Origin of the sequence: Aestuariispira ectoiniformans (assembly GCF_025136295.1) — a bacterium.
Lineage (GTDB): Bacteria > Pseudomonadota > Alphaproteobacteria > UBA8366 > Aestuariispiraceae > Aestuariispira_A > Aestuariispira_A ectoiniformans.
In genome coordinates this window covers 808,788-828,928 of sequence record NZ_CP062788.1, presented here as the reverse complement: position 1 = coordinate 828,928, position 20,141 = coordinate 808,788, and the positions used below count along the sequence as shown (strand labels likewise).

The following is a 20,141-nucleotide window of genomic DNA, read 5'->3' as shown; positions in this document are numbered from 1 at the left end:
CTGCGCAGGAGAAAAATAACCCAGCTTGAGGATCGGGCATCATGACGGAACATCGCGAATGGACGGGCGGCACGGTTTCCTTCACCCAGATGAAGGACGGCACGCCGGAGGACACGAAGCTGGTTTTTGCCAATGAGGTCGTCCATGCGGAAGGCACGGCGGACCGCGTTCTGGCGGAACTGAAAAAACTGAAGGATACCTTCAGTTGCTATCAGGTGGACCGGCTGGAACATTCCCTGCAATCGGCCACGCGCGCCCATCGCGACGGTGCGGATGTGGATATGGTGGTCTCGGCCCTGTTGCATGATATCGGCGACCTTCTGGCCCCGCATAATCATGCGGAATACGCCGCAACCATCCTGAAACCCTTTGTGCGGGAAGAATGCTGGTGGGTGGTGAACCATCACGATACCTTCCAGAAATTCTATTACGCCCATCACATCGGCGGTAACAAGGATGAGCGCGACAAGTTCAGGGATAACCCCTATTTCGATGCCTGTGCGCACTTTTGTGAAGTCTATGACCAATCGTCCTTCGACCCGGCCTATGACAGTGAAAACCTGGAATTCTTTGCCCCGATGGTCCGGGAAATCTTCGCCCGCAAGGCCTTTGACCCCAATATCCTGAAACGGCATCTTTGACGCTGCCATAATGCTGTCAATTTCATAGGCGACAGAGTATGGTATCGCCAACTTTGAGCATTAACCCGGTACCATACTCCATGTCCTTGAAAGCTGTTATTCCCGCCACCCTTCTTTTCGCATCCCTGATTGCTGGCGCACCGGCCCTGGCCGAGGACAGCACCGCCAAGCAAGCCGGAAAGGAAATTTCCGAAGCCGCGAAGTCGGTCAAGGATTTCGCGGTTGAAACCTCCTCCAACGTCGCCGACAAGGCCGGTGAGGTCTACAACGACGTCAAGGAGGGTGCGAAGGAAGGCTGGGACAGTGCAACCGATGCAGCCGCCGACGGCACTGCTGCGGCCAAGGAACAGGCCGGTGAGGCCTCGGATGAAGCAGGCGACTGGTTCAGCAGCCTGAAATCCGCCGCCGCCGATGCCTGGGAAGGCACCAAAGAGGGCGTCGCCGATTTCTGGGACGGCCTGACCGACGGCTAACGCCGCGTTCCACAATTCCATCAGGACTTGAGCCATCGCCCATGGCGGCCGGTGGCTTTTGCGCCTGCCCTGATGACAAAGGGCCATAATTACGTAACAATATTAAATTCCTAATGATCCGGTTTCGGCACTGTAATACAGTGGATATATAGCTGGGATACACGATTAATGACGGAATTCTCAGACAGGGAACTTATTGGCTGGCGTGAATGGGTGTCCCTGCCCGATTTCGGTATCGACCGCATCAAGGCGAAAATCGATACCGGCGCCCGCAGTTCGGCCCTGCATGCCTGGGATATCGAACCATTTCGCCAGGATGGCGAGGACTGGGTGCGCTTTAACCTGCACCCCTTCCAACGGAATGACGCCGTCGTGGTGTCGGGACGGGCAAAGATCGTCGACCAGCGGCCCGTGACCAATTCGGGCGGCACCCGCGAAGACCGTTTCTTCATCCAGGTGGATGTGGTCATAGGGCATCACCATTGGCCGATCGAGGTCAACCTGACCAATCGGGACCAGATGGGGTTCCGTATGCTGTTGGGCCGGACCGCCCTGCAGGAGAGGGTCTTTGTGGCCCCGGATAAATCCTACGTGCTGGGCCGAAACCGAAACCGCAAACGTAAAACAAACAAAAAAGACAGACCATCGAACACAGATGAGGGGCAACCATGAAAATAGCGATGCTCGCCAGAAACCCGAACCTTTATTCCCATAGACGTCTGGTAGAAGCCGCTGAGGAACGAGGCCACGAGATCGAGATCATCGATACGCTGAAGGTCTATATCAATATCACGTCGCACAAGCCTGAAATCCGCTATCAGGGGCGGGTGCTTGACGGATTTGATGCCGTTATCCCCCGGATCGGCGCATCCATCACCTTTTTCGGAACCGCGGTGCTGCGGCAGTTCGAGATGATGAATGTCTGGCCGCTGAATGAATCGGTCGCCATCAGCCGGTCCCGGGACAAGCTGCGCAGCCTGCAATTGCTGGCCCGCAAGGGGATCGGCCTGCCGATCACCGGCTTTGCCCATTCGTCCAAACATTCCGACGACCTGATCGAGATGGTTGGTGGTGCGCCTGCAGTCGTCAAGCTGCTGGAAGGCACACAGGGCGTTGGCGTGGTGCTGGGGGAAACCCATGACTCGCTGAAAAGCATCATCGAGGCCTTTCGCGGCGCCAAGGTGCATATCCTGGTGCAGGAATATATCAAGGAGGCCAAAGGCGCGGACCTGCGCTGTCTGGTGATCGGCGACAAGGTCGTCGCCGCCATGAAACGCCAGGGCCCGAAGGACAGTTTCCGGTCCAATCTACATCGCGGCGGCACCGCCAGCACCATCAAGATCACGCCGGAGGAACGCTCGACTGCCGTGCGCGCCGCCAAGACCATGGGCCTCAACGTCGCCGGGGTGGACATGCTGCGCTCCAACCACGGGCCGGTGGTCATGGAGGTAAACTCCACCCCCGGGCTGGAAGGCATTGAAAACGCAACGGGCAAGGATATCGCCGGACAGATCATCCAGTTCATCGAAACCAATGCGAAACCGGGCAAGACCCGCACAAGAGGGCGCGGATAGGTGGCCCGCGCGCCTTTTGTAATCGGCGGCAAGAAGGTGGCCCCTGGCGAACGCCATGCCATCGACCTGCCGATCAGCCTGCTGTCCAACCATGCGCCCATGGCCCTGCCGGTGCAGGTCTTCCACGGACGGAAGGACGGCCCGACGGTTTTCGTCTCCGGGGCGTTGCACGGGGATGAGGTCAACGGCGTGGAGATCATCCGCAGGCTGTCCCGCTCCCCCGCCCTCAAGTCTTTGCGCGGCACGCTGCTGGCGGTACCCATCGTCAATGTCTTCGGCTTTGTGAACCACACCCGCTATCTGCCCGACCGGCGGGACCTGAACCGCAGCTTCCCCGGCACCACCGGCGGATCGCTCGCCTCACAGCTTGCCCATATCCTGATGAATGAGGTGGTCCGGCATTGCGACTATGGCATCGACCTGCATACCGCCGCCGTCCACCGGGAAAACCTGCCGCAAATCCGCGCGGATATGGACCTGGAGGGCCTCAGTGATATCGCCCATGCCTTTGGCGCGCCGGTCATCCTGCACAAGGCCATCATCCCCGGTTCGCTGCGTCAGGCCGCTGACGAGACGGACGCCAAGGTCATTGTCTATGAGGCGGGCGAGGCCCTGCGCTTCGACGAGGTCAGCATCCAGGCGGGGCTGAAAGGCGTGTTACGCGTCCTCCATCATCTGGGCATGATCAGCAAACGCTGGCGGCCCAAGTCGCCGATCACCCCGGTTACCGCATCCGCCAGCGCCTGGACCCGCGCGCCTTTCGGCGGCATCCTGCGCAGCGGCTGCCGCCTCGGGGCCTATGTCAAAGAGGGTGACGTGCTGGGCCAGATCTCCGATCCCTTTGGCGAATTCGAGGAACCCGTGATTGCGGGCCACAGCGGCCTGATCATCGGGCGGCTGAACCTGCCGATGGTGAACCAGGGCGATGCGATCGTCCATATCGCCAAGGTCGACGATGGCGATCAGGCCACTGAAACCATCGAAAGCTTCAAGGACCTGATCGACGAGGAAATGGAGGCCGACGACAGCGATCCCTACGCCTGATTGCGCAGGCTCTCCAGGCTCTGCCGCTGCTGGCCCTGTTCATCGAAATTCTCCGGTGACAACCAAGCCTCCAGCGCTGCCTTGCAGTCCGGCCATTCTGCATCGAGCAGCGAGAACCAGGCGGTATCGCGGTTGCGGTCATGGACCACCATATTCTGCCGGAAGGTTCCCTCATAGGTGAAACCCAGCCGTTCCGCCGCCCGGCGCGACGGACCGTTCAGGGCATTGCATTTCCATTCATATCGACGATACCCCAGGTCCTCGAAGACATGGCGCATCATCAGATACATGGCCTCGGTCGCGGCAGGTTTGCGCTGTAACAGGGGGGTATAAAGAATGCTGCCCACCTCGATCACCCCATGTGCGGGATTGATCCGCATATAGCTCGCCATGCCAACCGCCTTGCCTGTCGCCAGGTCGATGATGGCATAGAAAAGCGGGTCCTTCTGAGCGGCGATTTCCGCAATCCACGCCCGGAATGACTCCAGGTCCCGTGGCTTTCTGGCAATCAGATAGGCCCAGTTGCGTCCCTCCCCGTCCAGGGCAAGGCCGTTAAAGAGATCCTCTGCGTGCAAGTCGGCAGTCAGGCCCTCCACACGGCAGAAACGACCGGCAAGCACATCGCGTTGCGGTGTTTTCGCCGCCTTCCAGTCCGATACGGGCAGTCCGATCGGCAGGCCAAATTCATTCGGTTCGGATGGGGGGATATAGTCGGTCATCTGCGGCTCCAGACATTGATTGGACCTATCAATTATGACAGGACCAACTGAAACCAAAGAGCCATTTTTCAAAAGCTATATGGTCCATTTTCACAGCGCATTGCCCCGCGAAGCGAAATCCTACAATATAAGCAACCACATGAACTAATGGGCAGTTATGACAGTCTCTTTTGAAGTGCAGACGCAAAGTGAAGGCCGCTGGACGATCGATTCCGTCCACGATCAGGAACGCGGCGCTCTGAAGATTGCCGGCACCCTGGTCCAGGCTGGGCAATTTGACGCCATTCGCGTTGTCCGCGAAGACGAAAAGCGCGCCAAGCCGGAAGTCATTTTTGAAGAGGCCTGCCAGCGCAAGGAAGGCAAGCTCACCATCGCCACGGTGGAAACAGCGCCGCCTTGCAAGACAATCGACGATTTCTATGCCGTGGACGCCCGGCTGGCGCTGGGGCGGTTGCTGCGCCATTACACCGCGCGCGAGCTTCTGACGCCGCTGGAACTGTTGTTCAATCACAATCATCTGCGCCTCGTGATGCGCAACAGCGATCTCTATGATCGCGGCGTGCAGAAAATTGCCTCCATGCAGGCCCGCATTTCCGAAGAGAATTACCAGGACCGGGTCGACTTCCTCTATAAAACCACCAAGGAAATCTGTGACCGCGCCGGGCAGACAGACCCGACCTCCAAAAAAGGCACGGACAGCGACCTGTCGCCCCTTGCCCAACTGGCCGAAGAAACCCAGGGCAAGATCGACAACGAATATGCGATCCTGAGCGCGCTGGCAAAGGAACTGGGCCAACAGGGCGGCTGGGAGGACAAGCTCATTGTCCTGCTGGACCATCTGGAAAGCGACTATGGCCGCAACCTGCAGGAACATCTGGACGGGGCCATTGCGGAAATCTGCGACAATGCAGAAGCCCTGAAGGATTTACTGGGTCCGCATGAACACCAGCTTGCCGCCATGCAGACCCTGGCCGGTATCTGCACCGGGCGCTGGGAGACCGACCGCTGGACCACCAAGGCGCTGGAACGGCTTGCAAAGGCGCTGACCCGCTTCATCCTGCCTTATACCCGTACCGTCATGATGGAACGGGTCGCCGCCTATTTCCGCCGCAGCGGGCGGATCGGCGTCGGCAAGGTGACGGATGCCGCAGCCCTGACCCTGCTGGCCAGTATCCTGCGTCAGGATATGGGCTTTGCCGGCGGCCCGAATATGGCGGAGGCACTCACGCTTCGTGCCTTGTCCGCCCTGTCGCAGAACGAAGAGGACCTGTCGCCGGTGCGCTGCCTGGAACAGGTCTGCCGCCTTCTGCCCAACAAGATGGCGCGGCTGGGGTATCTCTTCGACATGCTCTACAGCCGTTTCGGACGGCGCAATCTGGATGCTCTCACCACCACGGTGATTGACGTCCTGACCGAGGCGATCAAGACCCCGCCGCTTTTCCCCTCGGATATCGCCACCAATCCGCAAAAACTGGAACAGACCAAAGACAGCCTTCTCGCGCGCCTCGACCAGTCGGTCACCCCGAAAGAGGTCAAGGCGGAGATCCGCCAGTTGTTCGATATCGCCCTGTCAGCAATATCCAAAAGCGATCTGGGTGAGAAACAGCCCCTGCCTGCGGACCTTCACGAGGCGGAACTGACGCTGGAGGAAAACAGGGACAAGCCGCGCAAGACAAAGACCGGCCATCTGGTCTATCCCGCCGGCAGCTATATCTTCCGGCAGGGGGAATTAGGCGACAATGCCTATTTCGTCCACAAGGGCCGGGTTGAAATCATCCTGGAGCAGGAAAAGGGCAATCAGGTAATTGCCGTGATCGGCCGGGGTGATGTGACCGGCGAGATGGCCCTGATCAACAGCATGCCGCGCATGGCCTCCGCCCGCGCTGTGGAGGAAGCGGAGGTGTCCGCCCTGTCCGGCGAGGCATTGAAAAAGCGGCTGGACAAGCTCCAGGATTTCGACCCTGTCCTGCGCCGCCTGATCGATATCTTCAGCCAACGCCTGCGCGACTGGCCCAGCATCACGCGCTAGGCTTTTCCTTCCGTTCGGGGAACCAACGGCGTCATCACCCGACTATGGATTGAATCATAGACCAACGACGTCTCAATCTTCGTGATATACGGACGGTTTGTGAAGCATTCAAACGCCAATTGTTTGAGATGATCGGTGTCACAAACACCGACATTAACAACGATGTCGTAACGCCCGGTTATCAGAAAAGCGGATTTCACTTCCGGAATGGCGATTATCTCCTCCAGAAACTCTTCGACGACGCTTCCATCATGCTTATCCAACTGGATTAAAATCAGAGCTTCCAACCGCATGTTCATCGTCTTTTCATTGACGACCGCATGCGCCGCGATCAAATGCCCTTCATCTTTGAGCGTTTTAACGCGCTGACTGGTTGCTGAGAGAGACAGGTTAATTCGCGCGGCGAGCTCTTTCGTGGACGTCCACGCATTTTCCTGCAGAATCGTTAATATACGAAAATCTGTCCTGTCTAACCGTCCAATTACGCTCATATTTCGCAACCTTTTCGCCACAACGCAAAATAGTCATCTGTATACTATAAACAGCAACTAAAAGCTTATCAGTCAACCAGAGGCTGTCTTTAAACAGGTGCCCGCAGATGGCAATCGATACTTTGGCAGGAAAGGGGCAGGGTTAATGGGAGGGGACGTCACGCTATTTTTAATTACGGTGCTCAGTCTTATCATCGTTCCCGGGCCGGACATGCTTTATGTCACAAGCCGGTCACTGGCCGATGGAAGGAATGCTGGCATCAAAGCCGCCATCGGCATATCAAGCGGCTATCTCGTCTTCACCCTTCTTGTTGCTGTCGGCCTTGAGGCGGTTTTCAAAGCCTATCCAAATGTATTCTTTGGATTCAAGCTCTTGGGCATGGCATATCTGATGTATCTCGCCTATCGGCTGTTTGTGGCTGACATCCAGAGTTTTTCATCTGGCGGACCAGATCAGATAAAAGTCGTCAATGACGTAAAATACGGATTCTTTACCAGCGTTCTTAATCCGAAGGGTCTTATTTTCTATTTCTCCCTTCTTCCACAATTTTACATTCCCGGAACAATGCCATTTTGGCTGTATGCTCTGATCTTCGGAACAATTACGAGCAGTTTGTGCTTCGTGGTCTACTCGTCCGTTGGCATTTTCGCATCCGGCAGCGGGCATGACTTTCTTATGAGTCACCGCAACGGTAATGTAATTTGCAAAATCGCCGGGCTGATTGTTTTCACAATCGGTGTTTCATTGATCCTGTCGGAATTCTAGGACTTTCCAGAAAAGCAGAGTAACGCCTGCGCGACTGGCCCAGCATCACGCGCTGAACACCTCAACTGTGCATTTTTGCGCCTTTGGTGACTTTGTCGACGGCCTTTTTGTCGGCGCGGATGGCAAGGCCGACAATCTTGGCATCCTCCGGGCCGTATTCCTTGAAGACAGCGCGGTTCGCGGCGTCATGGCCGGTTGAAAACATCTCCTCGATATAAACGGATGTCCGCAAATTCCGGGTCAGTGCGCGCTGATGAATTTTGGACAAGGTCGTCCCGTCGCCTGACAGAACAATCATCGGCTGCACTGCCAGCGGATTGAACCGGTTGCCTGCGGCGTCCTCATATTCCGCACCCAGGATTTCCGGGTTCTGGCCAACGATGCCGGAGGTTAAAAACGCCACCACATTCATCTTCTGCCAATTCTCGAGATCATCCCGCAGGACAATCGAAATTTTACTGTCGAACATCACATCCTCTTTACAAGCTCAATTTCTCAACCCGTTTCAGGATGCGGCGGAAATCGTCTGCGTCATCACCCAGAAACCTGTCTACCTCTTCATTGAGGCGCTCCATGGCCGCATCCATGTCAGGCAGCCGCCTGCGACCATAATCCGTCAGGGACAGGCATTTGACCCGCCGGTCCGTTTCATGCGGCACGCGTTGAATCAATTCCAGCCGAACCAGCCTGTCCAGCACCCCGGTCATCGTCGCACTGTCGATGTGCAGCAATGCGGTCAACTGCGCCCCGGTTTGGCGATCCTGATCAGACAAGGCCCGCAACACCGCGTATTGAACTGGCGTCACGTCAAAAGCCGCCAGATAATCGCGCGCAGACCGGCTGATCCGCTTGGCGGCAACGCCAATCTGATAACTGATGCAATCCGAAATCTGTTTCATAGTAGATATCTCGCATACATATCTCTCGTATACAAGATATTTTCAGAAAAAAATCCCGGCCGAAGCCGGGACCTCCATTCCCATACAAGACGGCTGCGTTTATTCAACACGGCCAGTCATCATTTCCCCATCCGCGACGGTCGCGATGCTTGCCTCCTGTGCAATCTGGCGTTTGCGGCGAAACTGCACATAAACCATCGGCAGCATGGCAAGCAGACCAAGCCCCATGGTTTCAAGCCCCGGCGCGATAAACAGGAAGGAAACGATGGCGACCCACCAGCGTTCAACCTTTTTCATCGGGGCCAGCCAGAAGCCCGAGAAGGCCACACCCAATCCGGCAATACCCAGCATCGCCCCGGCAAGCGTGACGACGAATGCGGTCCAGGTAAAGCCGTCCGCCACAAGCAGCAAAGCCGGAGAATAGACAAAGACAAAGGGTACCAGCGCCTTGGCAATGCCCAGACGAAAGGCTGTATTGCCGGTCTTGAACGGGTTGGCGCCCGCGATCCCCGCCGCCGCATAGGCCGCAAGCGCCACCGGTGGCGTGATATCGGCCAGCACCCCGTAATAGAAAACAAAGAAATGGGAGACCAGCGGCTGCACCTGAAGCTGCGCCAGTGCCGGTGCGGCGACCGCGACCAGAATGATATATGTGGCCGTTGTCGGAATCCCCGCCCCCATGATGATGCAGGACACCGCAATCAACAGCAGCGACACAAGCAACGTCCAACTGGCCACATCAAAGAAACTCAACGGCCAGACGGAGCCGAACACGGCGGCCACGTCACCGGCGGTCTGCACCACGACATAGCCCAGACGGAAACCGACCCCCGTCAGGGTAACCACCCCGACAACGATACCCACCGTCGCCGCAGCCGCCCCGACAGCCAGGGTTCCCTTGGCCCCCAAGGCAAGAGATTCCCACAGCTCTTTCAGGGTCAGCCGGTTGACCGGGTTCAAAAAGCCGACAACCACGCAGGCGATAATGCCATAGACCGCCGCGAAATCCGGGGTCCTGCCGGACAGGATGAAATAGACGAGGATGCCCAGCGGAATCAGAGACAGCCAATGCTGGCGCAGAACCAGGCCCAGTTTGGGAAGCTCTTCGGCCCGCAGGCCGCGCAGGCCGAGGCGACGTGCCTCCAGATGGACCATGATGAAGATGCCGAAATAATGCAGCAGCGCCGGAAAAAGTGCTGCGGCAAGCACATCACGCAACGGCAGTTCAAGATATTCCACCATGATGAAGGCCGCCGCCCCCAGGATTGGCGGCGTGATCTGCCCGCCGGTGGAAGAGGTCGCCTCGACCGCACCGGCAAAACGGGCGGGATAGCCCACCTTTTTCATGGCCGGGATCGTCAGCGCGCCCGTTGTCACCGTATTGGCAATAGAAGACCCTGAAATCGTTCCCATCAGGGCGGATGAGAAAATTGCAACCTTTGCCGGGCCGCCGGAATAACGCCCGGCAACCACCATGGCGAGGTCGATGAAAAGCTGCCCCAAGCCGATCCGGGTCGCCAGAACCCCGAACAGGATAAACAGGAAGACATATTGCGCCATCACCCCGATGGCGATGCCGTAAATTCCCTGATTGGTCATATACAGATGGTTGATCAGGCCCAGCCAGCTTGTCCCGCCATGCTTCAACGCACCTGGCGCATAGGGACCCAGGATGGCAAAGGCGATGGCAATCAGGGCAATGATCGGCAGCGTCGGCCCGACCGACCGGCGGCAGGCCTCCAACGTCAAAAGCAGCAGCGCCGTTCCCATGAGGACGTCCATCTGGGATGGATTGCCCACACGGCCCGCCACGATTTCCGGCGGCAGAAGCGGCAGGTATAATGCGGCGGCGACAGCCAACAGGCTGAAGATGATATCCGGGATGGCAACACCGGATATCCGGAACCAGCCGCGCAACGGTTCCACACTGTCGGTGCGGCGCCAGGAAAAGAGCAGGAACACAAGCCCCAAGACGAAGGACAGGTGAATGCCGCGATGCAGCAGCTCGCGGATCAAGGCAAACCCGGCAGCGTAAAAATGATAGACCGACATCGCCACGAGGGCGACCGTTATCACCATTGCCAGACTGCGGCCGGTCGGACGGAAGGCCTGTTCGGGATCGTATTTACGTTCGATCCGGGCCAGTTCTTCCGACGTCAGCGCGCGTTGACTTTCGGCGTTCATGGGGGAACTCCTGACAGAAATACAAAACAGAAGCCGGGCGCCCCAGGGACGCCCGGTTCGTCGGATATCTGATTTCCTAGTTCAGCAGACCTGCTTCACGATAGAAACGTTCCGCCCCTTTGTGCAGCGGCACGCCGACACCGTTCAGCGCCGTTTCCAACGTGATTGCCTTGCCCTTCGCATGACCGTTGTCCAGCAGCTTGCGGGTCTTGTCATTCCACAACGCCTTGGTGATCTGATAGATCAGCTCTTCATCCTTGTCGGCGCTGGTGAACCACTGCGCACCGACTGCAACGGTCTTCACCGATCCCACACCTTCATAGGTGCCTTCGGGGATTTCGCTGGCCGAGAAGAAACCGTATTTCTTGGTCAGGGCAGCCGCCGCATCCCCGTCAATCGGAACCAGCTTGATATCCTCTGCGGAGGCCAGTTCAACCAGGCCGCCCGTCGGGTAACCGGCAACGACAAAGAAAGCGTCGATCTTGCCGTTACGCAGCGCTTCGGAGGCCGCATTGCCTTTCAGTGCCTCGGCGGTGACGTCATCGACGCCCATGCCGTTGGCTTCCAGGATCAGCTTGGCATCCACATAGGTGCCTGAGCCCGGCTCATCCAGAGACACGCGTTTGCCTTTCAGATCGGCAACGCTGTTGATGCCACTGTCCGCCAGCGCCACCAGATGAATATGTTCTTCAAAAAGGGCCGCGATCGTCCGCAGATTCTTCGCCGGTTCCTTGCCGTCCATCGTGCCGGTACCCGTCGCCGCCCAATAGGCAACATCAGACTGTGCAAAACCGGAGTCCCGCAGCCCCGACAGGATCGCGTTGATATTGTCCACCGATCCCCGGGAGGAAACCGCAGAGGCAATCAGGCCCGGCACCCCGCAACTGCCGCCCTCTTCGCAGGGGCGGGACCCCGGCGGATTGGAAATGGCATTGGCGATCACGCCGCCAACCGGATAATAGGTATAGGCTGTCCCGCCCGTACCGATGGTAAAGAAGTTGATTTCCTGCGCCTGCGTTGCACCGATTCCGGCGATCATCGCAGCACCCACAGCCGCTGCCCGGATGGCTTTGGTCATGAAAGTCATCTCTATCTCCCTGTCTGACTTTGAATTTTTTATTCTTGTTGCTGGCCTCTATTAGCATTTCAGGTCTGATTTAAGCCGTTTTCGCTAATATTAACAACCCGCAATAGCGCGAAACGATACGATTCCCGCAACAAAAGGATGCAGGCAAAAAAAACCCTGGCCGAAGCCAGGGTGTAAGGTCGAGGGATAAGGAAAAGTACTAGGGGGGTTACTCGGCGGCCCCCGCCGCCACATCGCCGTCCAGAGACAGCGGATGTTCCAGTTTGCCGACGATCTCATGCGGTACCACATGCCAGAATTTCTCGCGCACGCGGTCCCATTCGTTAAGGATCGTGTCGGCCCATTTCGAGTGGGTTTCGGCGTGATGCTCTGCAATCAGCTTGTGCACCACTTCGGCCCAGTAATCCGTTTCCAGGCGGTAAAGCCCGATCGTGTCCGGGTTGACCCGGGATTCAAAACTGCCGGTCCGGTCCAGAACGAAGGCCATGCCCCCGGTCATCCCCGCCCCGAAGTTATCGCCGGTCTCGCCCAGGATCACAACCTTGCCGCCGGTCATATATTCACAACCGTTGGAGCCGCAGCCCTCGATCACCGCCGTCGCCCCGGAGTTACGGACCGCGAAACGCTCGCCCGCCTGCCCTGCGGCAAACAGCGTTCCCGCCGTCGCACCATAGAGCACCGTGTTGCCGATGATCGTATTGGCGTTGCTCGCCAGCGGGCTGGTCGCAATCGGGCGCACCACGATAGTGCCGCCGGACAGGCCCTTGCCCACATAGTCGTTGCTGTCGCCAATCACTTCCAGTTTCAGACCCTGCACCGCAAAGGCACCCAGCGACTGACCGGCAGAACCGCGCATACGCACATGGATATGGCCGGGTTTCAGACCCTTCATGCCGAACTGGCGGGTGATCTTGGAACTGATCTTGGTGCCAATGGCGCGGTCGGTGTTGCGGATGTTATACTGCAACTGCATCTTTTCACCGTGGCTGAACAGCGCCTCGGCATCCTCGATCATCTGCGCGTCCAGCGTTTCCGGCACCTCGTTTCGGCCTTTGATGGAGCAAACCATACCCTTGGCTCCGGCATCGGCCCGCGCCAACAGCGGGTTCAGGTCGAGGTCGTCCAGATGGGCGGCGCCACGGCTGACCTGCTGCAGGAGGTCGGTCCGCCCAACAACTTCCTTCAGCGACCGGACACCCAGTTCCGCCAGGATTTCGCGAACCTCTTCGGCCACAAAGCTGAACAGATTGACCACTTTTTCCGGCGAACCGACGAACTTGTCGATCAGTTTGGGGTCCTGCGTGCAGACGCCGACCGGACAGGTGTTGGAATGGCACTGACGCACCATGATACAGCCCATGGCAACCAGGCTGGCTGTGCCCAGGCCGAATTCCTCGGCACCCAGGATCGCAGCGATCACCACATCGCGGCCTGTCTTGATGCCACCGTCGGTACGCAGGCGGACCTTGTGGCGCAGACCGTTCAGGCTCAACACCTGATGGGCTTCCGCCAGACCCATTTCCCAAGGCAGACCGGCATATTTGATGGAGGTCTGCGGGCTTGCCCCCGTGCCACCGGAATGGCCGGAAATCAGGATCGTGTCCGCATGGGCCTTGGCGACGCCGGCGGCAATGGTGCCGATACCGGCGCGGGCCACCAGTTTGACGCAGACCTTGGCCTCCGGGTTGATCTGCTTCAGGTCGTAGATCAACTGCGCCAGGTCTTCGATCGAATAGATGTCGTGATGCGGCGGCGGGCTGATCAGGGTCACGCCTTCCGTGGCGTGACGCAGCTTGGCAATCAGGCTGGAGACCTTGAAACCCGGAAGCTGGCCGCCCTCACCGGGCTTTGCGCCCTGGGCCATCTTGATCTCAATTTCCTTACAGTTATTGAGATATTCCGCCGTCACGCCAAAACGGCCACTTGCCACCTGTTTGATCGCGCTGGAAGCATTGTCACCATTAGCTTTTGGCTTGTAACGCGCCGGGTCTTCACCGCCCTCGCCACTGTCGGAACGTGCACCGATCCGGTTCATGGCAATGGAGAGCGTTTCATGGGCGACCGGGCTCAAGGCACCGAGCGAAATCCCCGGCGCGACGAGGCGCTTACGGATTTCGGTGATGCTTTCCACCTCGTCCACGGAAACCGGCGTTGCCTTGGGATCGAAGTCCAGCAGGTCACGCAGGCTCACCGGCGGCAGTTTGCGCGTGCCTTCGGCATATTTCTTATAGGTCGCATAGCTGTCGGTGCTGACGGCATTCTGCAGCGTATGGATCAGGCTCGCTTCCCAGGCGTGGGTCTCGCCGCCGTTGCGATAGCGGTAGAAACCGCCCACCGGCAGGGCCGCCGCACTTTCGTCATAGGCCTTGTTGTGCTGGGACAGGATCTGGCCCTGGATACCGGTCAGACCGATCCCGGAAATACGGCTCGGCAGGCCGGGGAAGAATTCCGACACCAGGCTGCGCGACAGGCCCACGGCCTCGAAGTTATAGCCACCGCGATAGGAGTTGACGATCGAGATGCCCATCTTGGACATGATCTTCAACAGTCCGTCGTTGATGGACTTCTGATAGCGGCGCATGGCCGTCTCGATATCCAGATCGCCAAACAGGCCCTTGGCGTGACGGTCGGCAATCGCCTCCGTTGCCAGATAGGCGTTGATGCTGGTCACGCCGACACCGATCAGAACCGCATAGTAGTGTACGTCCAGCGCCTCTGCCGTACGTACGTTAAGAGAACTGAACGTACGGAGCTGGCTTTTCACCAGATAGGTATGTACCGCACCTGCCGCCAGGATCATCGGGATCGCAGGCCGTTCGGGCGTTGCATATTCATCGGTCAAAACCAGATGGGCCGCCCCGCGGCGCACGGCATCCTCTGCCTTGCGCTGGATTTCATAGATGGCTTCGCGCATGGCCGACGGGCCACGGCTGGGATCAAACGTACAGTCGATCTCCGCCATTGCGTCCTTGATATATTCGCGGACGGCTTCATAGTCGCCATTCAGCAGAACCGGCGAGTCAAGCTGCAGAATTTCAAGCTGACGTGCGTCTTCTTCCAGGATGTTGCCCAGGTTGCCCAGACGGGTGGCAAGGCTCATCACCATGCGTTCACGCAAGGGGTCGATGGGCGGGTTGGTTACCTGGCTGAAATTCTGGCGGAAATAGTGGTGCAGACCACGGTATTTCGAGCTCAACACCGCCACCGGCGTATCGTCGCCCATGGAACCGGTCGCTTCCTTGCCGGTTTCCACCATCGGCTGGAGGATCAGCTCCAGGTCTTCCATGGACCAACCGGCGGCCACCATCCGGCGGCGCAGGTCCGCCCGGGTCATCTCGCCGACCTTGCCAGCGCCACCGCCACCCAGTTTGTCGATGGTGGTGATATTGTCCGCCCATTCGCCAAATGGCGCGAGACCAGCCACATAGTCCTTCAGTTCGGGGTCTTTGTAGAATTTGCCGGTGCGCAGGTTCACACCCACCATCTGCCCCGGACCGACACGGCCTTTTTCGATGACGCTTTTCTCGTCAACCTTGACCATGCCCGCCTCTGAACCGACGATCAGCAGACCGTCGCCGGTCACCACATAGCGCAGCGGACGCAGCCCGTTCCGGTCGAGACCGGCCAGCACCCAACGACCGCCGTAGGCGCAGATTGCCGCCGGACCATCCCAGGGTTCCATCACGCCATTGGCATATTTATAGAAGTCCTTGTGCGACTGCGGCACCGCGTTGGACTGTTCCCAGGCTTCCGGGATCAGCAGCGATTTCACTTCCGGCAGGTCGCGTTTGGTCCGCACCAGCACCTCAAACACCGCATCAAGCGCGGCGGAGTCCGAGCTGGACGGCTGGATGATCGGCTTGATGTCTTCCACATGCTCGCCAAAGACCGGATCGTCCATGCGGGTCTCATGGGATTTCATCCAGTTGACGTTGCCCAGCAGCGTGTTGATCTCGCCGTTGTGGGCCAGCACGCGGAACGGCTGTGCCAGCGGCCAGGACGGGAAGGTATTGGTGGAATAGCGCTGGTGATAGATGGCAAAGTTGGATTCAAACTTCTCATCCATCAGGTCCGGATAGAAGACCGGAAGCTGTTCGGCCAGGAACAGCCCCTTATAAATGACGGAGCGGCAGCTCAGCGAGCAGATATAGGCCTCGGTCAGGTTCTCCGACAGAACCGCCTTTTCGATCCGGCGACGGATAATATAGAGGTCCACTTCGAACTGGCTGTCATCCACGTCGCGCGCGTTCTCGACCAGGATCTGTTCGATTTCCGGGCGGGTGGAGTTGGCCTTTTCACCGATCACGTCGATATTCACCGGCACCTGACGCCAGCCGTAGATACGGTGACCCATATCGATGATTTCCGCCTCGATGATCTGGCGCACGCGTTCCTGTTTGCCAAGGTCGGTGCGCGGCAGGAAGACCTGACCGACAGCCAGACGGCCCTTGCCGAGGGCCTGCCCCATGCGGCGGATATGATCCTTGAAGAATTCCTGCGGGATCTGGATGTGGATACCGGCGCCATCGCCGGTCTTGCCATCGGCGTCAACCGCGCCACGGTGCCAGATCTGGCCCAGGGCCTCGATTGCGGCCAGAACCACGTCGCGGCGCGCGGTGCCGTCGATGCTGGCGACCAGACCCACGCCACAGTTGGCGGTCTCGGTTTCCGGCAGATAAAGCCCGTTCTGCGCCAGATGGCTGGCGTTTTCCTGATAGCGTTCGATAAAGCTGCGGTCCGTCATTATCGTGATCCCTACTACTTATTCTGCCGCGGCCTGCGCATCGGCCAGGGCCTGCGCTTCGCTCAACTTGTTCTGGATAAAGTCATGCATGCTGTCCGCGGCGTCCCGCGCATCGCGGATCGCCCAAACTACAAGGCTTGCCCCGCGCACGATGTCACCGGCGGCAAAGACACCCTCCATCGCGGTCATCGCCGTCTTATGGTCAACCTTGACCGTGCCCCAGCGGGTCACCGGCAGGTCCGGCTGGCTCCACAAGGTCGGCAGTTCTTCCGGCTCAAAGCCCAGGGCGAAAATCACCAGATCGGCATCATGAACCGTTTCAGACCCTTCAATCGGTTTCGGCGTCCGGCGGCCAGTCGCATCCGGGGTCCCCAGGCGCATGGAAATCGCACGTACGCCGGTCACTTCATCCCGGTCGTTGCCGACAAAGGCCTCCGGTGCGGACAGCCAGACGAATTCCACGCCTTCCTCTTCCGCATTGGCGGTCTCGCGCATGGAACCCGGCATGTTGGCCTTGTCCCGGCGATACAGGCATTTGACCGACTTCGCCCCCTGGCGGACGGCCGTACGGACACAATCCATCGCGGTATCCCCGCCACCGATCACGACCACATTCTTGCCGTCGGCATTCAACTGGCCGTTTTCGAATTCTTCGACCGTATCGCCCAGTCCCGTCCGGTTGCTGGCGGTCAGGAAAGTCATGGCCGGAACGATGTTTTTCAGGCCGACACCCGGGGCCTTCAGGTCACGCGCCTTATAGACACCGGTGGCGATCAGAATGGATGCATGTTTTTCGCGCAACTCGTCGAAGGAAACATCCTCACCGATGTTGCAGTTCAGGTGGAACTGAACACCGCTGTCTTCCAGCCATTTGGTCCGGCGCTGAACAATATCCTTGTCCAGTTTGAAATTCGGGATGCCATAGATCATCAGGCCGCCGACACGGTCATAACGGTCGTAGACATGCACCTGATAGCCCTTGCCGCGCAGCTTGGCGGCAGCAGCCAGGCCACCGGGGCCCGCCCCGATGATGGCAACGGATTCCTCACGCTCACGCACGGGGGCAATCGTTTCGACCCAGCCTTCTTCCCAGGCCGTATCGGTAATGTATTTCTCGACCGATCCGATGGTCACCGTGCCGTGACCGGACTGTTCAATCACGCAGGACCCTTCGCAGAGCCGGTCCTGCGGACAGATACGGCCGCAGATTTCCGGGAAGGTATTGGTCGCGCTGGAAACCTCATAGGCCTCCTGCAGGCGGCCTTCCGCGGTCAGCATCAGCCAATCGGGGATATTGTTGTGCAGCGGACAATGGACCTGACAGAAAGGCACGCCGCACTGGGAACAGCGCCCGGCCTGCGATGCCGCTTCGTCGGTCGTGAATTCGGCATAGATTTCCCCGAAGTCCTGACGGCGATTTTCCGCATCCCGTTTGGTCGGCATCTGCCGTCCGCGGGAAACAAATTTCAGCATCTTATCAGTAGTCATCTCTTGTCGTTCCTGTCCGCCTTTACAGAAGGCTTCGATTACTGGTCCGGCTCGTTTTTATCGACACAAAGCGGTCGGGCGATTTCGTTCAATCGCCGCGCAGCACTCAGGTCCTTTTCGATTAGGCCGCCTCGGATGTTGTTTTATTGCCTCTTTCCCCAAATTACCAGAAAAAAATGCACGATAGTAAACAAAACGGAACTATTTAGCTAAAACAGGACTTTTTCCGACCTTAACAAACAAATTTGCGACCCTTGCGACTCCGTCAATAGTACCATTTCGGTACTAATTTTCATGAAACGATAGGGATGCATTGATTTTTTTCCGGTGCTATAAGCGATGGTCTTTTGAAAACGGGGAAAAACTCTTGGTTCTTTACCACCTTTTCGTCCTCGCCCTGGTCCAGGGCTTCACCGAATTCCTACCGATCAGCTCCTCAGGCCACCTTGTCCTCACCGGCAAGCTTTTGGGGTGGAGCGACCAGGGCCTGGCCATTGATGTGGCCGTCCATCTGGGCACCCTGCTGGCCGTGATGTTGTATTTCTGGCGTGATCTCTGGATGATGATGGTCGGTATCGGCAAGCTTTGCATTGGCCGTACGGGCGTGGAAACACGTATGCTGATCAATGTGATCGTGGCCACCATCCCCGTCGTTATCGCCGGTTACCTGCTTCAGGACACGATCGAGGCCCATCTGCGCGACGTCCGGCTGATTGCCTGGGCGACAATCGGCTTCGGGGTTCTTTTGTGGATTGCCGACAAGGTCGGCCTGACCGTCTGGCGGGTGGAACATCTGACCCTGAAAAGCGCCTTCCTGATCGGCTGCGCGCAGGTTCTGGCCCTGATCCCCGGCACCAGCCGCTCAGGGATCACGATGACGGCAGCCCGTTTCCTCGGAATGGAACGATCCGATTCCGCACGTTTCTCCATGCTGATGTCCATCCCCACCATCGCCGCGGCAGGTATGCTGATCGTCCTCGAGATCATGCAGAGCGACAATGTATCGCTGGAACATGACATGATCCTGGCGGCAGCCCTGGCCTTTGTTGCAGGCTTCCTGTCAATTTTCGCCCTGATGGCCTGGTTGAAACGCGCCACCTACACACCCTTCGTCCTTTATCGTATCCTGTTGGGCGGCGGCCTGCTGGCGTGGGTCTACCTCGGCTAGGCAACAGACAGGACCGGACCCATGGCGCAATTTTCCCTGCAAGGCAAAACCGCCTATGTCACCGGCGGCAACGGCCTGATCGGACGCGCCATCTGTAAAACCCTGGCGGAGCTTGGCGCAACAACCGTCAGTCTTGATGTTGTCGGAAACAGGGACAGCGGCATCATCCACCGCCCCTTTGACATTACCGACAGCAAAGGTCTGGAGACCGCTATCTCCGCCCTTTTCAGGGATTGCGGGACTGCCGATATCTGGGTCAACTGCGCCTACCCCCGGCCGGAAGGCTATTATAGTGCCGACCCCGACCACATTACGCCTGATGCCTGGCGCAAGGCGGTTGAACTTCTTCTCGACAGCTATTGCCTTTGTTCGGCAACCGTCGCCCGGCAGATGGCCGACGCCGCGCACCCCGGCAGCATTGTGAACCTGTCGTCCATCTACGGCCATGTCGGCCCGGATTTCAGCCTTTACGACGGCACGAAGATCACCCCGACGCCACCGCCCTATGCCGCAATCAAGGCAGGTATCCAGGGGCACAGCCGCTATCTGGCCTGCCAATACGGTCCCCGGGGCATCCGCGTGAACACGGTGTCACCCGGCGGCGTGGAAGACAATCAGGACAAGACCTTCCGGGAACGGTATTGCGCAGGCACCCCCCTGCGCCGCATGGCATCCCCGGATGACGTGGCCGGTGCCGTCGCCTTCCTGGCAAGCGACGCCGCCGCCTATGTCACCGGTATCGACCTGCCCGTCGACGGCGGACGGCTGGCACAGTAATCCCGCAAAAGAAAAGGCCCTCACATTCCTGCAAGGGCCTCTCCCGAAGTAATATCC

At 58.6% G+C, this 20,141-nt stretch carries 17 protein-coding genes; 9 read left to right on the top strand and 8 right to left on the bottom strand.

Translation table 11 applies throughout. From position 1 onward, the window contains the following. Window positions 1-41 precede the first annotated feature (41 nt). The 5 genes from IF205_RS04145 (at window position 42) to IF205_RS04125 (ending at window position 3,732) form a co-directional block, all read left to right on the top strand. On the top strand, window positions 42-641 hold the full coding sequence (locus tag IF205_RS04145; RefSeq protein ID WP_259782032.1) for an HD domain-containing protein: 600 nt from the start codon (window positions 42-44) through the stop codon (window positions 639-641). 38 nt (window positions 642-679) lie between these two features. Continuing rightward, a complete protein-coding gene (locus IF205_RS04140) occupies window positions 680-1,114 on the top strand; it encodes a hypothetical protein (RefSeq protein WP_259782031.1) in 435 nt (144 codons plus the stop codon). 168 nt (window positions 1,115-1,282) lie between these two features. Then, window positions 1,283-1,786 carry an ATP-dependent zinc protease family protein gene (locus IF205_RS04135; RefSeq protein WP_259782030.1) on the top strand — a complete coding sequence of 168 codons (504 nt, stop codon included), beginning with the start codon at window positions 1,283-1,285 and terminating at the stop codon, window positions 1,784-1,786. Further along, window positions 1,783-2,688 (top strand): 30S ribosomal protein S6--L-glutamate ligase, encoded by a 906-nt coding sequence (gene rimK / locus IF205_RS04130; RefSeq protein ID WP_259782029.1) that lies wholly within the window; start codon window positions 1,783-1,785, stop codon window positions 2,686-2,688. The genes IF205_RS04135 and rimK overlap by 4 nt, the downstream gene beginning before the upstream one ends. Next, entirely contained in the window at window positions 2,689-3,732 is a 1,044-nt protein-coding gene (locus IF205_RS04125; protein WP_259782028.1) for a succinylglutamate desuccinylase/aspartoacylase family protein, read from the top strand. It abuts the gene before it with no gap. Here IF205_RS04125 and IF205_RS04120 read toward each other — a convergent pair. Beyond that, a complete protein-coding gene (locus tag IF205_RS04120; RefSeq protein ID WP_259782027.1) occupies window positions 3,723-4,451 on the bottom strand; it encodes a GNAT family N-acetyltransferase in 729 nt (242 codons plus the stop codon). The genes IF205_RS04125 and IF205_RS04120 overlap by 10 nt on opposite strands. A 157-nt stretch (window positions 4,452-4,608) precedes the next feature. Between IF205_RS04120 and IF205_RS04115 the strand changes: the two genes are divergently transcribed. Then, complete coding sequence (locus tag IF205_RS04115) at window positions 4,609-6,480, top strand: cyclic nucleotide-binding domain-containing protein (RefSeq protein WP_259782026.1); 1,872 nt, start codon at window positions 4,609-4,611, stop codon at window positions 6,478-6,480. Here IF205_RS04115 and IF205_RS04110 read toward each other — a convergent pair. Continuing rightward, entirely contained in the window at window positions 6,477-6,971 is a 495-nt protein-coding gene (locus IF205_RS04110) for an Lrp/AsnC family transcriptional regulator (protein ID WP_259782025.1), read from the bottom strand. The two genes, IF205_RS04115 and IF205_RS04110, sit on opposite strands and share 4 nt — an antisense overlap. Before the next feature lie 145 nt (window positions 6,972-7,116). Here IF205_RS04110 and IF205_RS04105 point away from each other — a divergent pair, with 145 nt between their 5' ends. Next, window positions 7,117-7,737: a LysE family translocator gene (locus tag IF205_RS04105; RefSeq protein ID WP_259782024.1), complete on the top strand. Its 621-nt coding sequence runs from the start codon at window positions 7,117-7,119 to the stop codon at window positions 7,735-7,737. Between the two features lie 61 nt (window positions 7,738-7,798). On the opposite strand, the gene IF205_RS04100 is transcribed toward IF205_RS04105, so the two are convergent. The 6 genes from IF205_RS04100 to IF205_RS04075 form a co-directional block, all read right to left on the bottom strand. After that, window positions 7,799-8,206, bottom strand: a complete 408-nt coding sequence (locus IF205_RS04100) for a DUF2000 family protein (RefSeq protein WP_259782023.1) — start codon at window positions 8,204-8,206, stop codon at window positions 7,799-7,801. 10 nt (window positions 8,207-8,216) lie between these two features. Next, window positions 8,217-8,636 carry a MarR family winged helix-turn-helix transcriptional regulator gene (locus IF205_RS04095; protein WP_259782022.1) on the bottom strand — a complete coding sequence of 140 codons (420 nt, stop codon included), beginning with the start codon at window positions 8,634-8,636 and terminating at the stop codon, window positions 8,217-8,219. 99 nt (window positions 8,637-8,735) lie between these two features. Beyond that, the gene (locus IF205_RS04090) at window positions 8,736-10,820 is read right to left on the bottom strand and encodes a TRAP transporter permease (RefSeq protein ID WP_259782021.1); all 2,085 of its coding nucleotides are present in this window, start codon (window positions 10,818-10,820) and stop codon (window positions 8,736-8,738) included. A gap of 76 nt (window positions 10,821-10,896) precedes the next feature. After that, window positions 10,897-11,907, bottom strand: coding sequence for a TAXI family TRAP transporter solute-binding subunit (locus IF205_RS04085; RefSeq protein ID WP_259782020.1), 1,011 nt, complete (start codon window positions 11,905-11,907; stop codon window positions 10,897-10,899). Between the two features lie 208 nt (window positions 11,908-12,115). Beyond that, window positions 12,116-16,651 carry a glutamate synthase large subunit gene (gene gltB, locus IF205_RS04080; RefSeq protein WP_259782019.1) on the bottom strand — a complete coding sequence of 1,512 codons (4,536 nt, stop codon included), beginning with the start codon at window positions 16,649-16,651 and terminating at the stop codon, window positions 12,116-12,118. Between the two features lie 18 nt (window positions 16,652-16,669). Further along, complete coding sequence (locus IF205_RS04075) at window positions 16,670-18,139, bottom strand: NAD(P)-dependent oxidoreductase (protein WP_259782018.1); 1,470 nt, start codon at window positions 18,137-18,139, stop codon at window positions 16,670-16,672. A gap of 367 nt (window positions 18,140-18,506) precedes the next feature. Here IF205_RS04075 and IF205_RS04070 point away from each other — a divergent pair, with 367 nt between their 5' ends. Both IF205_RS04070 and IF205_RS04065 read left to right on the top strand, forming a co-directional pair. Continuing rightward, the gene (locus tag IF205_RS04070) at window positions 18,507-19,307 is read left to right on the top strand and encodes an undecaprenyl-diphosphate phosphatase (RefSeq protein WP_259782017.1); all 801 of its coding nucleotides are present in this window, start codon (window positions 18,507-18,509) and stop codon (window positions 19,305-19,307) included. Between the two features lie 21 nt (window positions 19,308-19,328). After that, window positions 19,329-20,084: an SDR family oxidoreductase gene (locus IF205_RS04065; RefSeq protein WP_259782016.1), complete on the top strand. Its 756-nt coding sequence runs from the start codon at window positions 19,329-19,331 to the stop codon at window positions 20,082-20,084. Window positions 20,085-20,141 lie beyond the last annotated feature (57 nt).

Excerpts from the sequence above, each read along its gene's own strand:
- IF205_RS04100 (WP_259782023.1), bottom strand. The coding sequence starts at position 8,206 with ATGTTCGACAGTAAAATTTCGATTGTCCTGCGGGATGATCTCGAGAAT.
- IF205_RS04115 (WP_259782026.1), top strand. The coding sequence starts at position 4,609 with ATGACAGTCTCTTTTGAAGTGCAGACGCAAAGTGAAGGCCGCTGGACG.
- gltB (WP_259782019.1), bottom strand. The coding sequence starts at position 16,651 with ATGACGGACCGCAGCTTTATCGAACGCTATCAGGAAAACGCCAGCCAT.
- IF205_RS04090 (WP_259782021.1), bottom strand. The coding sequence starts at position 10,820 with ATGAACGCCGAAAGTCAACGCGCGCTGACGTCGGAAGAACTGGCCCGG.
- IF205_RS04110 (WP_259782025.1), bottom strand. The coding sequence starts at position 6,971 with ATGAGCGTAATTGGACGGTTAGACAGGACAGATTTTCGTATATTAACG.
- IF205_RS04065 (WP_259782016.1), top strand. The coding sequence starts at position 19,329 with ATGGCGCAATTTTCCCTGCAAGGCAAAACCGCCTATGTCACCGGCGGC.
- IF205_RS04095 (WP_259782022.1), bottom strand. The coding sequence starts at position 8,636 with ATGAAACAGATTTCGGATTGCATCAGTTATCAGATTGGCGTTGCCGCC.
- rimK (WP_259782029.1), top strand. The coding sequence starts at position 1,783 with ATGAAAATAGCGATGCTCGCCAGAAACCCGAACCTTTATTCCCATAGA.
- IF205_RS04145 (WP_259782032.1), top strand. The coding sequence starts at position 42 with ATGACGGAACATCGCGAATGGACGGGCGGCACGGTTTCCTTCACCCAG.
- IF205_RS04120 (WP_259782027.1), bottom strand. The coding sequence starts at position 4,451 with ATGACCGACTATATCCCCCCATCCGAACCGAATGAATTTGGCCTGCCG.
- IF205_RS04075 (WP_259782018.1), bottom strand. The coding sequence starts at position 18,139 with ATGACTACTGATAAGATGCTGAAATTTGTTTCCCGCGGACGGCAGATG.
- IF205_RS04105 (WP_259782024.1), top strand. The coding sequence starts at position 7,117 with ATGGGAGGGGACGTCACGCTATTTTTAATTACGGTGCTCAGTCTTATC.
- IF205_RS04085 (WP_259782020.1), bottom strand. The coding sequence starts at position 11,907 with ATGACTTTCATGACCAAAGCCATCCGGGCAGCGGCTGTGGGTGCTGCG.
- IF205_RS04140 (WP_259782031.1), top strand. The coding sequence starts at position 680 with ATGGTATCGCCAACTTTGAGCATTAACCCGGTACCATACTCCATGTCC.
- IF205_RS04135 (WP_259782030.1), top strand. The coding sequence starts at position 1,283 with ATGACGGAATTCTCAGACAGGGAACTTATTGGCTGGCGTGAATGGGTG.